13 protein-coding genes and 1 pseudogene are annotated in these 14,018 nt (G+C 69.5%); 12 read left to right on the plus strand and 2 right to left on the minus strand.

Annotated features, from left to right (window positions below; translation table 11 throughout):
* Positions 1-617: 617 nt before the first annotated feature.
* Positions 618-800, minus strand: coding sequence for a hypothetical protein (locus tag AAHZ94_RS14900; RefSeq protein ID WP_349993358.1), 183 nt, complete (start codon positions 798-800; stop codon positions 618-620).
* A 648-nt stretch (positions 801-1,448) separates the two neighbouring features.
* Complete coding sequence (locus AAHZ94_RS14905) at positions 1,449-1,595, minus strand: hypothetical protein (protein ID WP_349993359.1); 147 nt, start codon at positions 1,593-1,595, stop codon at positions 1,449-1,451.
* A 291-nt stretch (positions 1,596-1,886) separates the two neighbouring features.
* On the opposite strand from AAHZ94_RS14905, the gene AAHZ94_RS14910 reads away from it, so the two are divergent.
* The 12 genes and pseudogenes from AAHZ94_RS14910 to istA all read left to right on the plus strand — a co-directional run bounded on the left by AAHZ94_RS14910 (position 1,887) and on the right by istA (position 13,967).
* Positions 1,887-2,504 carry a hypothetical protein gene (locus AAHZ94_RS14910; protein WP_349993360.1) on the plus strand — a complete coding sequence of 206 codons (618 nt, stop codon included), beginning with the start codon at positions 1,887-1,889 and terminating at the stop codon, positions 2,502-2,504.
* Between the two features lie 6 nt (positions 2,505-2,510).
* A complete protein-coding gene (locus tag AAHZ94_RS14915) occupies positions 2,511-3,497 on the plus strand; it encodes a hypothetical protein (RefSeq protein WP_349993361.1) in 987 nt (328 codons plus the stop codon).
* On the plus strand, positions 3,494-3,907 hold the full coding sequence (locus tag AAHZ94_RS14920; RefSeq protein WP_349993362.1) for a hypothetical protein: 414 nt from the start codon (positions 3,494-3,496) through the stop codon (positions 3,905-3,907). The genes AAHZ94_RS14915 and AAHZ94_RS14920 overlap by 4 nt, the downstream gene beginning before the upstream one ends.
* Before the next feature lie 307 nt (positions 3,908-4,214).
* Positions 4,215-4,402 (plus strand): annotated as a pseudogene (locus tag AAHZ94_RS14925) (NUDIX domain-containing protein); the annotation flags it as partial.
* 69 nt (positions 4,403-4,471) lie between these two features.
* The gene (locus AAHZ94_RS14930; RefSeq protein WP_349993368.1) at positions 4,472-5,722 is read left to right on the plus strand and encodes a helix-turn-helix domain-containing protein; all 1,251 of its coding nucleotides are present in this window, start codon (positions 4,472-4,474) and stop codon (positions 5,720-5,722) included.
* Positions 5,723-5,792: 70 nt separating this feature from the next.
* Entirely contained in the window at positions 5,793-7,040 is a 1,248-nt protein-coding gene (locus AAHZ94_RS14935) for a restriction endonuclease-related protein (RefSeq protein ID WP_349993363.1), read from the plus strand.
* A gap of 367 nt (positions 7,041-7,407) precedes the next feature.
* Positions 7,408-8,403, plus strand: a complete 996-nt coding sequence (locus AAHZ94_RS14940; RefSeq protein WP_349993364.1) for a hypothetical protein — start codon at positions 7,408-7,410, stop codon at positions 8,401-8,403.
* Complete coding sequence (locus AAHZ94_RS14945; RefSeq protein WP_349993365.1) at positions 8,393-9,217, plus strand: hypothetical protein; 825 nt, start codon at positions 8,393-8,395, stop codon at positions 9,215-9,217. The genes AAHZ94_RS14940 and AAHZ94_RS14945 overlap by 11 nt, the downstream gene beginning before the upstream one ends.
* Positions 9,148-10,317: a hypothetical protein gene (locus AAHZ94_RS14950; protein ID WP_349993366.1), complete on the plus strand. Its 1,170-nt coding sequence runs from the start codon at positions 9,148-9,150 to the stop codon at positions 10,315-10,317. The genes AAHZ94_RS14945 and AAHZ94_RS14950 overlap by 70 nt, the downstream gene beginning before the upstream one ends.
* A 566-nt stretch (positions 10,318-10,883) precedes the next feature.
* Entirely contained in the window at positions 10,884-11,573 is a 690-nt protein-coding gene (locus AAHZ94_RS14955; RefSeq protein ID WP_349993369.1) for a pPIWI_RE module domain-containing protein, read from the plus strand.
* Positions 11,534-12,370 (plus strand): hypothetical protein, encoded by an 837-nt coding sequence (locus tag AAHZ94_RS14960; RefSeq protein WP_349993367.1) that lies wholly within the window; start codon positions 11,534-11,536, stop codon positions 12,368-12,370. Before AAHZ94_RS14955 ends, AAHZ94_RS14960 begins: the two co-directional genes overlap by 40 nt.
* Entirely contained in the window at positions 12,333-13,967 is a 1,635-nt protein-coding gene (istA, locus tag AAHZ94_RS14965) for an IS21 family transposase (RefSeq protein WP_349993370.1), read from the plus strand. Before AAHZ94_RS14960 ends, istA begins: the two co-directional genes overlap by 38 nt.
* The last annotated feature ends 51 nt before the right edge of the window (positions 13,968-14,018 follow it).

Genomic DNA, 14,018 nt, shown 5'->3' on the forward strand with positions numbered 1-14,018 from the left:
GAGAGCCTGGAGGCTCTTAAGTTGGCCTGGCGGCCAACTACGGGCCTGACGGCCCGTTAGGTACTGTCGTCGTGCCTGACGGCACGACTGTTTTCTGGTGCAAGGGTTGGCCCTGGCGGGCCAACTCGACTGGTTTCTCTGGGTGTTGACGGGCCTGGCGGCCCGCTCAGTAAGGGAATGTCGTCCTGCCTGGCGGCAGGACCGGGAAGAGGTGATGGCCCCTCCCCTGACGGGGAGGGAGGGGAAGAGTTGTCGGCACCCGAGCGCCTGGCGGCGCCGGTGATGTCATAACTCGGTGGTTGCACAGATATTGAGTTTGCCTGCGCTCCCCTGACGCGGAGCTGGAATGGGTGGTGTCCGGCTGTCGCCGGACTGAGTGGGTGTGTCAGTTTCCTTGGGTGCTTTGTGTGTTGTGGTTCCGGGTACGGCTGTTTCTCGTTGGAAGGGAATAGCGCCTGGCGGCGCCATGTGGGTGTGGCATCGATGAGTGGCCCTTGTCGAGTCACCTGGGACTTCGTCTCTCCTCGCTGCCAGTAGCTAAAGGCTTGCTCGGCCCGAGGAAGGTGGTTCCTGGCCTCCGAGTGGCGAGGAACCACCCTCCTGAGCGGGGGATTACTTCAGAGGCGGCGACGCGGCAGGCGGCCGAGCGGCACGGCCAGGGTTCTGAGAGCCGCCTGCCGGCGGCGGGCGGTCAGAGCGCATACGGCGGTCAGGGCAAGTCCGGCGACGGTGAGCGAGTGGGTGGCCAACAACGTCGTGATGAAGGGGCTGTTGAGTAGGGCGAGCAAGTGGTGGAACAAGGTTGGGGCCTCCTTGGGGTGCGATCCGCCTGTGCAGCGGAGTCCTTATTGGCCCTATTGGCGCTCGTCCGGCGATGTCCTGGATGACGGTCGGAAGGCGTCTACGCTGGCCAGGGCCCCTGCGGCGGGTTTTCCGGTGCGTGGGTGGGCGGATGGTGCGGGGAGGGGTGCGATGGAACAGGGCGCATCTGTGCGGGTTTTCGTGGCCATGCTGAAGGCTCTGTACGAAAGGGCGGGTGCGCCCACCCTGTCAGCGCTGGTGCGTCAGGGCAGGCTGCAGCAGCCGCCCGTTATGCTGAGTACGTCCTCGTTGAGTGATTGGCTGGCGGGCCGCTCTGTATCGTCTCGGCAGCCGGTGGTGCAGTTCCTGGTCGTCGGTCTCGCCCGGCAGGCGCGTCAGGCGGGCCGTGCGGGTGCTCCTGCAGGGTGGGCGAGGTTGTGGGAGGCGGCGGTTGAGGAACGGCGGCAGCGGCGTGGTGGCCGTCCCGGCCGTCGGGGGGCGGACGCTCCCGAGGAGCAGGTGCCTGTCCGTGGCCGGTTCGTGGCCGAGCTGCGGGATGAGGAGGCGTTCGGTGAGTGGGAGGTGCATCGGCCCGTCGATGTGACGGCGGCGGTGCCGGGAGTGCTGCCGCTGTATGTGCGGCGTGCTCACGATGAGGTTCTGCGCTCGGTGGTGGGACAGGCCGATGGGGGCGCGAGCCGGATGGTGGTGTTGGTCGGTGAGTCGTCCTCGGGCAAGACGAGGGCGTGCTGGGAGGCGGTGGCCGAGCTACCGGCCGGGGGAGGCTGTGGCATCTGCTCGATCCGTCGCCCGCCCAGGCACTGGCGAACGCGCTGGCGGAGGGGATCGCTGGGCATACCGCGATCTGGCTGAATGAGCTGCAGTGGTACGTGGGTGAGCAGGCTGGGGCGTGCGCGGGGCAGGTAGCGGTTGGTCTGAGGGCGTTGTTACAGGACAGCACGAGGGGGCCGGTGCTCGTCCTTGAGACAGAGTGGCCGGAGTTTTGGAATGTGCTGACCGCGCCGGCTGGCCCGGGCCGGAGTTCTGGGGATGCGCAGACCCGGGCGTTGCTCGAGGGTACGGGCGTGTATGTGCCGACTGCGTTCGAGGCGCAAAAGCTGCAGGATGCGCGGACCGTGGGTGGCCACGATGTGCGGCTGGCCGATGCTCTGGCCCACACCGTAGACGGGCGGATCGCCCAGTACCTGGCGGGGGCTCCGGCACTGCTTGAGCGTTACCGGATGGCGCCGCCCGCGGCCCGTGCGGTGATCCGGGCGGCCATGGACGCGAACAGGCTGGGCGGGGCGGCGTTGGTGGGTCGGGATTTTCTGCAGGCGGCAGCCGAGGGCTATCTCGGTGACGACGGCTACGACGCGCTCGGTGAGCAGTGGCTTGAAGAGGCTCTCGCCTACACCCAGCAGCCGAGCAAGGGCGTACGCGGGCTGTTGAGCCGGGTACGGGCCCGTCAAGGCAGCGATGGCGGGGACAGGTGGCGGCTGTCCGATTACATGGACCACATCGGTCGCGTCGAGCGGCGGTATGCCGCTCCCCCGGCCTCATTCTGGCGTGCGGCGCGCGAGTATCTGCCCGAGCCGCACCTCGTACGGGCTGTGGGACAGGCAGCCGAGGCACGCTGGCGTGATGCCGAGGCCGCCGGCCTGTATCAGCGGGCGCTGGACCTGGGGGATGTGGAGGCGGGATAGGAACTGGTGTCGCTGTGGCAGGAGCGTCAGCGGGCCGAGGAAGCCCGTCGTGTGCAGGAGCAGACTGCGCTCGCCGGGGACGGCGAGGTCTTGGAGGAACTGCTGGAACAGATGCTGGCGCAGGAGCAGTACCAGCAGGCCGAACAGCTGGTGCGGGAGGCCGCCGGGCGTGGCCATCTCACGGCCCAGCTCCACCTGGCCCGCGCGCTGGTACTGGATGGAAAGGCCGAGGAGGCGGAGCGCTGGTATGCCGAAGTCGCCCAGTGCAGCGATCTGGACATCCTGCGCGCCTACGCCGACGACCTGCATGAGCGCGGGGACCTGGATGGTGCCCGGGCAGCATTGTGGGCGGCGGGTGACCGCCGCGCGATAGGCGAACTGGCCGCCCTGGCGGAGGGAACGGTCGAGGTGGAGCAGGCGGCCCGGGAGGCCTTCGCCGCGGGTGAAGCCACCCCGCTGAAGACCCTCGCCGAACAGGCCGAGGCCGAAGGGCGTGCCGCTGACGCGGCGCGGCTGTACGGGGATGCAATCGAGGTCTTCGAACGCCGACGCCGTCAGCGGGAGGAGGGCATGGGTTTTATCAACTTCGCAGCAGGCCCTCGCCCCCTGTTCGATTACGTCAACCCGGCGGTGCTGCCCATGCCGCCCGGGGAGACCTGGGCGCTGCACCAGCTGGTGGCTCTGCTGGACGCCGCGCAAGGCGCGGCGGGCGACGACGCGCTCGGGGAGGTTGCCCGGGCCGGGAATGCCTGGGCGCTGGAGCGGCTGCTGCGGCGGCTGCGTGAGCGCAATCAGGAGCAGGACCCTGCTGGACCGGGAGGTGGGGCAGGGCACCCCATGGGCGCTGTGGGTGCAGGCCTACCGCTCGGTGCACGACGAGCAGGTGACGGACGACGTGCGCCGCACGCTGCTGGAGCGTGCGGCGCAGGCACGTGTGGGCCAGGCGGTGAAGATGCTGATGGAGCGGGCCGAAAAGGCTGGTCGGGCCGGTGAAGCCGACCAGTGGGCGCTGCACGCCGCTGTGGGAGCTGGTGCGCAGCCGCGAGGAGGGCGGGCAGTGGGAGGAGGCCGAGCAGCTCGCCTGGAGGGCACCGGCCGGCCAGCGGTCCTGGGCCTTGCGTCGTCTGGCGCGGGAAGGGACCGGGGAGCACGCCACGGCTTTGCTGCGACACGCCTGTGACGAGGCCCTGGCATGGGCGCCGGGGCTGCTCGCTGAACGCCTCGAGGCAGCGGGCGAGTTCGCGCAGGCCGAGCAGTTCGCACGCACGGCCGCCGACGCCGGGGACCGGCAGGCGCTGGAAGAACTCGCCGTGCAGCGCAAGGACGACGACCCCGACCGGCAGTGGCTGGCGCTGCTGGCGAACGGGCTGACAGCCGAGGGGACCCCCGCCGCCCCGTGGTGACCGTTCTCGCGACATCGGAAACGGCGAGCCCATGGCGGCGAAGACGTCAGTGCCCGCCTCGCAGAGCCCGGCAGCCAGGGCTTAGCCGAAAGCCGGCCAGGACCGCGGCGGAACTGGGGCGGCAGCCAGCACGCAAAGAGTGCGCCGCCCGCCGCCGGAAGGTGAGCCCCGCAGCCTGCGCGTCGGGATAGCCGTCGCGCGTGGCCTTCAGCTCGCAGATGGGGTGCTGTGCGTGCTGTCCTGGTGTGGTGCAGTGGTGCATGGTCTGGGTCAGCCCCACCGTCCGACCGATGAAGGGACACAAGCTGTGGCTCAGCGGACTGCAGACGACCAGCCCTAAGCCCTGCCCCCGCTCTCGCATCCATGACCCTGCTGGTCGCCGCCGTCATCGTCCACGGCAAAGCCACGGGTCGCGTCGTGATCCTTCAGCGCAGCCAGAACGCCAAGTTCGCCCAGGGCATGTGGGACCTTCCTGTCGGCAAGAGCGAACCTGGCCACTCGGACGGGCGGTTGCTGCGCCTGCGCGACTCCCATTATAGACTTCAGGAAGTCTATAATGGCGTCATGCCTCGACGGATCGAACCGTTCGCTGCGGGTTCGCTCGTACTGTTGAGAAGGAAGGCTGGCCTGACGCAAGCTCAGCTGGGCGCGGTGATCGGGGTGTCGGCCCGGCAGATCGCTTCGTACGAACAGGGTGCTCACGCCCCTTCACCGCGTCGGCTGCGCCTGATGGCCCAGGCGCTGAGGACGTCTGCGCACGAGCTGGCGGGGGTTCCTGCAGGTGAGGAGTCGCTGGCCGACCTGCGGCGGTTTGCGGGACTGGACCGGGTGGATGTGGTTGCCCTGCTGGACTCGGCGCTGCCCGACGAACTGGGCAGGGTGACGGAGTGGAAGCTGCAGGCGATGGAGAACGGCCGTGCGGTGACGGCCTGGTTGTCGCGGGAGGCGCTGCAGGAGATCATCCCGGCTCTGGCGAAGATCTACCGTGTGCCGGTGTGGACGGTACGCCGCAGTTGGTTCAGGTCGTTTCCGGAGCAGGGGTACCTGCTCCGGGCACCGCGGACGGCAGACCGTGAGCAGGGACAGCGGCGTGCCGGCTCCCGCACATGGGAAGAGCTCACGCGACGTCAGCGCGCCTATCTGGTCGCGTGCTTCCGGGAGGATCAGCAGGCTGAGAAGCGAGCCGCGGGGAGCCGGGCAGCAGGGCATGCCCCGGGACGGGCGGCGCAGTGGCGTCGGACCCCCTTCACGGTGAGGGCCGATCCGGCGTTCACCGGCTACACCCGCATCCAGGAGCGGCTGCGGGCGGAGGGCTGGCACGATGCCGGCGCCGGCGCGACGCTGCACGCGCTGGCGCGGCGAGATCTGCTGCGGGTGAGCGAGGACGAGGTGGAGGTGTTTCCGCTCGGGTTCGTGCCACGCGTCGTGGTCGAGATGACCCGTGCGGGGCGAGCCTGCGTGCGGGCAGGCCTGAAGGAACGCCCCGCCGGCCACGCCCCGGGGGATCTGCTGTCGCAGTGGCTGTGGACTGTTTTGGTTAAAGTGGCCGAGGCAAGCGAGGCGGGGTTGGCGGAGGACGCGCTGTGGGGGCGGGTCAAGTTCTATCTCGGTACCGGCTACCGTCCCGGCGGCGCACTGAGCCGCGGATTCATCGACTGTCTGCCCGACGAAGGCGACGGGCACCAGGAGCGGGTGTATCGGTGGGTGGTCACCGCAGCCGGCTGGGATCACATCCGTCACCATGCGGCGGATTACCGTGAGTTGTACCCGGGGATTGCCGCCGATACGGCCGTGGAGCGTGTTTCGCAAAACTAAATTCGAACCATTGTGCGAATTCATGTGCGGGGGCGGCCGATTGTCAGTGCCGCCCTTTATGGTGCGTGCCGTGGATTTAGCGAACTCTCCGGCGGAGGCCGGACTTTCCGATGCGGCCGTGCGTCACATGGTGATGGCGGCCGCCGCGATGGCCGCCAAGGCGCTCACCGACACCGAACAGCCTGCCGAGGGACGGCTGGGCACGCTGCTGGACGCCTACGGGCGCGTCCAGGCGGCCCGGGGCCCGGCAGCACCCTTGCCCTTCAGCCGGTTCCGCAGCCTGCTGCAGGGAGACCTGGCCCGGCTGCTGCCTGCTTCCGTGCCGGCGGAGGAGATGGACGGAGTCCGCCTGATCGACCCGGACGGCGACTTCGACGAGGACTTCTTCGACCTGGAGATCGAGCAGCGGGTGGTCTTGCGCGCGCTGGCGAAGACCACGCACGGCGGGCGGCCGGCCAGCACCCGGAACCTGGAGGCCGAGATGGACCAGGACCGGGTCTTCACCGCGCTGCGCAAGCGCATGGACCAGAACGCCTACGTGCACGGGCGCTCCAGCCTGATCCGCATGCCAGCGGGCTCCGATGCGCAGCTGCGGCGGCTGAATCTGCCCAGCAGCGTCGCGGAGTTCTATCGGCCCGTCTCCTTCGATGCGACGTGGGACCGGTGGTGGTTCGCCTGCCCGGTCTGCCACTGGCCGATGAAGGTCACTGTGCACGGCACCCTGGCCGGTACCAGGACGGGCAGTGTGCGCTGCTTCCATCGCCCGCATGCGGCCTGGGGAGCCGCGTACTCCTTCAGGCTCCCGAATGCCGGGCGGGCTCCCCTGCTGCATCCGCTGTCCCGGCCGGCTGCGCCGTCGGGTGCGCAGGCGGTGCTGTTCCCGGATCTGACCGGGCAGGTACCCGAGCCGGTGCCCGTGGAGGGGCACAAGGCGCTGGCTCGGGGGGTGTGGCGCTGGACGACCGTGCCCGGCCTCGTCGAGGTCGCCCTCTTCGACGCACTCAGCGAACGGGGCCTGTCGGTGGCGTTGTGGCCGGAGCTGGATGCCTACGACCTGCAGGTCGCCGCCGGGCAGGGTGCGGGGCGGACGGAGTTCCGCATCGACGTCAAGGACTACGCCTCCGCCCTGTTGCTGGCGAAGAAGATCCAGGCGGACGGCGGGGACCGGGGCGGCGCCGAGTGGCTGGTGGTGCCCGACTACCGCGAATCCAGCCTGGACCTGGTGGGGACCGTGGCGGGCGAGTTCGGGCTGAAGACCGCGACGGCGAGCGGCATCGGTGAACTGATCTGCAAGAAGGCGGGGGCAGCATGGCAGTGACCAAGGCCAGGCGCCCGTCCAAGACGGCCGGGGCGGTCGGGGCCGCGCTGGCCCTGGCAGCCCACTACTTCCCGCGCCAAGAGGAGGCAGGCGGCACGGCCATCGCTTCGTTCCGGGACGCGGCGTTCCTGCTCAGCGGCCAGCTCGACAAGTGGGCGCGGTGGCGGGACCTGCCGCACGACGAGAAGCAGCGCATCGGCGCGGTGGTGGCGCTCGCTCCGCAGGAACTGGCCTCTGCCACCGTGTTCGCCGCCCGCGCGCGGGAGTTGCTGGACTTCGCGCACGGCGAGCCGGCCGCGTTGCCCTTCAGGTCCGCGGTCCCGCCGTGGGGCGGGCCGAGGCGGCTGTTCCGCTGGTGGGCGGGGGTTTGCTGGAGTATGTCGACCGGATTCGTCAGCGGCTGCGCCGCGATCACCCCCGCAGCCGCCCGGACGAGCCGGCCGGGCCGGGCATCTGGCTGCCGCGCACGCAGTACGCGGCCGGCTCCGGGCTCATCCAGGGGCGCACCGTCATCCCTGTCTTCGCCGACGGCGGCGAAGAGGAGGCGGCGGCCCGGGCGGAGCTGCCCGAGGTGCGCACGGTGCCCTACCAGGAGGAGATTGCCCTGCCGGCCGGGGAGCTGCTCGAGCTGGCCCGTCTGATCGACGGGCGCTACCCGGCCGCGGACCGGTACGTGCACGCGGTCCTGGAGAACCTTTTTGCGCAGTTGCAGACCACGGATGCGGTGCCTGCGCAGGAGCTGATCCGGCTGGGGGCGGGGCCGATGGGCATCCTCAACGCGCCCACCGGGACCGGCAAGAGTGTCCTGGTGCGCGTGGCCGCCTCCTGGTATGCAGTCAACGGCCTGACGGTCACGCTCGTGCTGCCGACGGTCGAGGCCACGCTGTCCGCGGCCTGGGACATCAGCCAGGATCTTAAGCATCTGGGCCGTACGGAGACCTGCACGCCGCTGATGTCACCCTCGCGGTTGCACGAGCGGGCGATGAAGGCCGCCGCCCGCATCGAGGGCAGTCTGCTGGAGCAGTCGGACAAGACCCTGTGGAAGCTGGACCAGCCTGTCCTACGGCTGCGCGCTCAGCCATCACACCCAGTCCAGCCATCCGTACCCGCCCGGCCAGGAGCCGTGCCGCGGGCTGTCCCCACTGCCGCCGGCGACCGACCGGGCCGCGTGCCCGTGGACGGCCACCTGCGGCAAGTATGCCCAGCACCGGCAGGCGTGCACCGCCTCGGTGGTGGTGACCAATCACCACAACTTCATGACCGGTCGCTTTCCGCTGGGCATCCGGCTGGACGGGCGGGCCGTCGCGGATGTGTCGGTGGCAGAGTTCGTGCTGCGCCGTTCAAACACCGTCATGATCGATGAGGTCGACCAGTTCCAGTCGACCGCCCTGGACTTGTGCTCCAGCGAGCTCGTCCTGGATTCGCGGCGCCAGCCGACCGTGCCCTTGCGGGAGTTGGACGAGGACAAGGCGAAACTTCCGCCCGACGCGGTCAAGGCCTTGTGCCCGACCATCAGCCACGCCCGCTATGTGTCGGAATTCCTGCTGGCCAGCGTCTGCGAAGACCTGCTGCACCTGCGCCACTACGAAGGCCACGGGCCCTCCCGTGAGCGGCCCGGCGTCAACAGCACCGGCTGGCACCTGGCCGGCAGCCGGGACCGGCGGCTGATCACGTTGCTCTTTCCCGACGAGGGCATCACCAGCGAGCAGGAGATCCCCGACCACCTCTTCGACCAGCTCAAAGCCCTGCGCCCGGCTCCGCCCACATCCGACGACACCGACAAGGCGGCCGGGGATGCCGGCCTGCCGCCACATCTGGAAGCGGTGCGGCGGCGGCTGGGCGACCTGCTGGCGCCCCGCGGGGAGGACCTGCTGGCCTCCGTCCATCTGGAACTGAATGAAGTGCTGCTTGACGTCGTCAAGGATCCGCACGACCGCGGCGAGGCCGTCGAGCTGCTGATCGTGCGGATGTGGCTGGCCGAGCTCGATGACACCCTTGGCCTGCTGCGCAACAAGACCGGTCAGCTGCGCTCGCTGGGGATGCGCTCGGCCCGCATACTCGCCCAGCGTCTGGAGATCGGGGTGGCCGCCCACATCCTGCCTACGGCATGCTCGGCAAGGCGATCACTGGCTACCGGGTCACCGGCCTGGACAATCCCCACAAGAACGCTGAGCTGACCGCGCAGAGCATCAGCGGCGACCCCCACACCTACACCGCTCAGCTGGGCAGCATCGTCTCCCTCGCCCTCGCCGGTGTGGAACGGCCGGTGCTGGGCCTGTCGGCCACCGCCTACTTCCCTCAGGCCGTGCGGGAGCACATCCACGCGGACGTGAAGTGGTGGATGACCGATGCCGCGCCCGACAGCATCCGCGCCAAGCGCCGCATGATCACCGACTCGGTCACCCAGCGGGCCATCCAGATCTCCGGCATCCCCCAGCAGCACAAACGCGAAGCGCTGATCAAACTCGGTGACCGTCTCTACGACACGGTGATCCACGACGAGCTCACCCGCATCGCGCGCACCGACCCCGACCGCGCGCACGCGGCGGTGGTCGTCAACTCCTACGAGCGCTGCCGCCATCTCGCGCTCGGCATCCACTCCGCGGGCCAGTACACCGGCGGCCTGTGTGTCGCCGTGCCGGCCGACCGGCACTGGCGGGCCAAGCTGCCGCCTCTGCCACCCGGCATCACCGAGCTGACACCGGACGAATTCGAGGACTTCCCCCGCCGGGGGAAGATCCTTGTCGTGCCGATGGCGCGGATCGCCCGCGGCCTGAACATCGTCATCGGCACCAAGTCGGCCATCACGCCGGTCTATCTGTGCACCCGGCCGCTGGCCCTGCTGACCGATCCGGCGGAGATGTACGCCAGTGTCAACGCCGCCGGGATCGGCTCCCTGCCCTCCATGCCCACCGCCGAGCCGGTAGGGGATCTCAGGGAGGCCAGGGCCGCTGCCTGGGCCCACATGGGCATGATCATGCGGGCCGCGCCCGGGTTCATCAGCACCGCCCACGTCCTGCAGGAAGAGATCGTCGCCGGCATGGTCGTCGACATGACCCAGCTCGCCGGGCGCGCCCGGCGCGGCGGCACCGACATGACGCTCCACCTCGTCGACTACGCCTTCCACGAGGACTCCTGGCAGTCCGACCTCGCCGGCATCCTGCGCCGCATGCACCAGCGCTGGCCGGCTGATGTCCGCCGGCAGATGAACGCCATCTACCGCGAAGCCCTCGCCGCGTTCCTCGCCTACGCCGGCATCGAACCGGACGACACCTGACCCCCGCCCCGCCCAGCCGCATTCACTTCAGAGAGGAAGGCCTTCTCCGCTCATGCCTGCACCCACCACCTGCGCCTGCCTGGACGTGCTCGCCTACCGCTGCACCCCCACACTGCTGGACGGAGCCACCGTCCACCTGCGCCAGTTCCCCACCAGCGTCACCTCCCTGTGGACCCTGCTGGACCGCCAGTACAAGGACATCGTCAAACGGGAGGAGGCACAGGCCCCGCACTCCGTGCTCACCGGCGCCCTGCGCTGCTTAACCGGCGGCTACGTCTTCTTCGACCCCAAACAGGGGCTGCTGGCCACCCGCCGCCCGCTCGACGACGACACCCTGCGCGACGCGTTCACCCTCCTGCACAGTCTCGTCCTGGGCCACCACCCGACGACATCGACCTCAACCGGCCCACCCCGCTGGCCGAACGCGTCGCCGAAACCATGCCGCAGGAACGGCTGCTGGCCGACTACCTCATCACCCCGGACGGCCCGCAGACGCGCCGGACTCCTCCACCGCCGGCCGGCAGCCGGACGCGGCCAACTGGGTCTACAGCACCGTCGCCTGGGACCTGGCCCACCGCCTCGCCCAGCGCACCTGGAGGGTGGACGGCCAGGACATCGCCCTGAGACCGGACAGCAGCGGCGGCCTGCTCGCCTGGCAGCAGCCCTGGTCCAACAAGGCCGGAACCGCGCACGCGCTGGCCTGGGTGCGGCTGGCTCTGAAGACCCTGCCCAATGTCGCCGCCCCGATCCTCGTGGTCTCCTCCCAGGCCACCCGCATCAGCCGCACAATGGCCTACGCGCGCACCGTGCTGGCCGAACAGGCCGAGACCGCCCTACCGATCGTCGAGGTCGAAATGGCTGGACGCGGCCGCGTCCGCCGCATCCACCGCATGTCCCTGCAGACCCTGGCCCGCCTCGGCATGGACCACTCCGTCCTGCACAACATCCAGCAGCGTGTCGAGGCCGAGCAGAACGCCGATGCCCAGGGCGACAACGAATCCCAGGATGAAGCCGAGACCGGAACAGTGGGACTCGGCCCCATCCGCCCCGTCCAGGGCAAGACCTTCTCCTTCCCCGTCGGCCGCGGCGTCGGCATGCACCACCTGCGCGAACTCGACCGCCACATCAGACAGGTCCTCGCCCCTACCCCCCCCTGGCCGTCGTCCAGGACTCCCGCGCCCGCGGCTTCAAGCAGCTGCCCCAGGCCGAACTGTCCATGCAGCCGGGCGACATCATCCGCTCTCTGGACGCCATGAATTACCAGCACCTGAGGCTGGTGTGCCTGTGGTACCGGGACGAGATGCGCCAGCGCATGATCCATGGCCTCGCCAGCGTCTTCGGCCTCGACCCGCAGACCATCGATCCCGCCGAGGGCATTCCCGTGCCCCTGGACGCAGGCCGCGTCAGCGCCGTCTTCCACTGCGTCCCCGACTTCCTCGTCCATGGCCCCACGGCCGGACAGGAAACCGCCGTCGCACACATCCCCTCGCTCAAGAAGGAGCCGGCCACCCTCGTCGGTGTCTGGGCGGAGACCGAATTCGACGCCGCAGCCGAGGAAGAGGACGCCATGCCGCCGGCCGACCGTGCGGGCCCGGCGTCCGGGCCCGGCCCGGACGAGGACGCCAAGCACCAGGCACGGCGCACCCTGGCGCGACTCGGGTTTGTCTCCCAGTTCACCGCCGACCGCAAGGAAGCCAAGCGCAAGAAGCCGAACGGGAAGCAGACCGACCACCAGGTGATCCTGTCGCTGCTGGATCTGTGCCGCAGTCTGGGCGTCATCGACCGCCGCATCGACCAGGTCATGGTCGATGCCATCGGCCCCCACGCGGCTGACCAGGTCGCGCACTGCGGAATCCACGTGTGGCTTTATCGAGCAGTAGTGACGTCACTTGTCGACGGGTTTGGGAGGCGCCCAGAACCACGGTCGGGTGATGTTGATGAGTTTGGGAGGCACCGAGTCTCTTGCCAGGGCAGCATCGGGATGCCCTTGGTGAAAGGTGCTGGTCATGCCGCAGATGTCGAAGGTCGGGCTGTACGCGGCGATCCGGCGTGACCATCGCAGCGGCATGTCGATGCGGGAGCTTGAACACAAGCACGGCGTGACGTGGCGGACGGTACGGAAGGCGTTGGACTCCTCCTGGCCGGAGCCGCGCAAGAAGTTGCCGCCGCGGGCCACCTTGCTGGATCCGTACAAACCGGTGATCGACGAGATCCTGCGGGCGGATCTGGACGCGCCGCGCAAGCAGCGGCACACGATCACCCGGATCTTCCATCGTCTGGTCGAGGAGCACGGGGCGGACGTCTCTTACGGAGTGGTGCGCTACTACGTCGCCGGCCGGAAGCCCGAGATCCTGGTCGAGTCCGGCAAGGCGCCGCTGGAAGCGTTCGTCCCGCAGACCCACCTGCCCGGTCATGAGGCGGAGGTCGACTTCGGTGACGTGACCGTGCGTCTGGCCGGCGAGCTGGTGACCTGCTATCTCTTCTCCTTCCGCCTGTCGTACTCGGGCAAGGCCGTCCACCGGGTGTTCGCTTCCTGCGGCCAGGAAGCCTTCTTCGAAGGCCACGTCCACGCACTTCGGACACTCGGCGGGGTCCCGCGGACCAAGGTCCGCTACGACAACCTGAAGGCCGCCGTCGCCCGGGTTCTGGGACAGAGCCGTGCGAGGACGGAGGCCGACCGGTGGATCGCCTTCCGCTCGCACTTCGGTATCGAGAGCTTCTACTGCCGGCCGGGCATCGAAGGCGCCCACGAGAAGGGCGGAGTCGAGGGGATGATCGGTTACTTCCGCCGCAACCACTTCGTCCCGGTTCCCGAGGCGTCCTCGCTCGCCGAGCTGAACGAGATGGTCGAGCAGTGGGACCGGCAGGACGACGCCCGTCGCATCGGCTCCAGGCCCAAGACTGTCGCGGAGTATTTCGCGCTCGAACAGCCGCTGCTGATGCCGTTGCCTGAGGAGCCGTTCGAGACGGGCCAACTGTTCACCCCGCGCGTCGACCGCTACGGCCAGATCCCGGTCCGCACCAATCGCTACTCGGTACCGATCCGGCTGATCGGCAAACGCGTGCGGGTCATGCTTCACGCCTCTCATCTGGTGGTTTACGACCAGAATGTGGAAGTGGCCCGGCACGAGCGGCTGATCGCGAAGGGCGGCGTCCGGCTGGACCTGGACCACTACCTGGAGGTCCTGGTCCGCAAGCCCGGCGCCTTCCCCGGCTCCACGGCTCTCGAACAGGCCCGTTCGGCAGGCAGGTTCACTCCGGTCCACGACGCGTGGTGGGACCAGGCCCGCAAGATCCATGGCGAGCGGGACGGCACCCGGGCCCTGATCGAAGTCCTCTTGTTGGGGCGGCATTTGCCCCATGAGCATGTCGTGTCCGGCCTGGCCGCAGCTCTACGGGCCGGCGCCATGACCGCCGACGCGGTTGCTCTGGAGGCGCGCAAGGCCGCCCAGACCGAGAACGAACCCGCCCCCGCAGCAGACCTGCCGGTCTCCGGCAAGCCGTCGGCGACGGTGACGTCCTTGCACGAATGGCGGCTCGCTCACCTTCCGCCGGACACCAGGCCGCTGCCTTCGGTGACCCCATATGACCAGTTGCTCCGAAGCCGCCGCACCAGCAGCGGCGACCACCGTGAGGGAGAAGCGCAGTGACGACCCTGCCCCGCCAGCGAGGCCTGACCGAGCAGGCCGCCGACGCCGCGA

The sequence above is a fragment of the Streptomyces sp. HSW2009 genome (genome assembly GCF_040240285.1).
GTDB lineage: Bacteria > Actinomycetota > Actinomycetes > Streptomycetales > Streptomycetaceae > Streptomyces.

Coding starts and splice junctions, on each gene's coding strand:
- AAHZ94_RS14905 (WP_349993359.1), bottom strand. CDS start 1,595: ATGCCACAGCCTCCCCCGGCCGGTAGCTCGGCCACCGCCTCCCAGCAC.
- AAHZ94_RS14930 (WP_349993368.1), top strand. CDS start 4,472: ATGCCTCGACGGATCGAACCGTTCGCTGCGGGTTCGCTCGTACTGTTG.
- AAHZ94_RS14945 (WP_349993365.1), top strand. CDS start 8,393: ATGATCGATGAGGTCGACCAGTTCCAGTCGACCGCCCTGGACTTGTGC.
- AAHZ94_RS14950 (WP_349993366.1), top strand. CDS start 9,148: ATGCTCGGCAAGGCGATCACTGGCTACCGGGTCACCGGCCTGGACAAT.
- AAHZ94_RS14960 (WP_349993367.1), top strand. CDS start 11,534: ATGCAGCCGGGCGACATCATCCGCTCTCTGGACGCCATGAATTACCAG.
- istA (WP_349993370.1), top strand. CDS start 12,333: ATGTCGAAGGTCGGGCTGTACGCGGCGATCCGGCGTGACCATCGCAGC.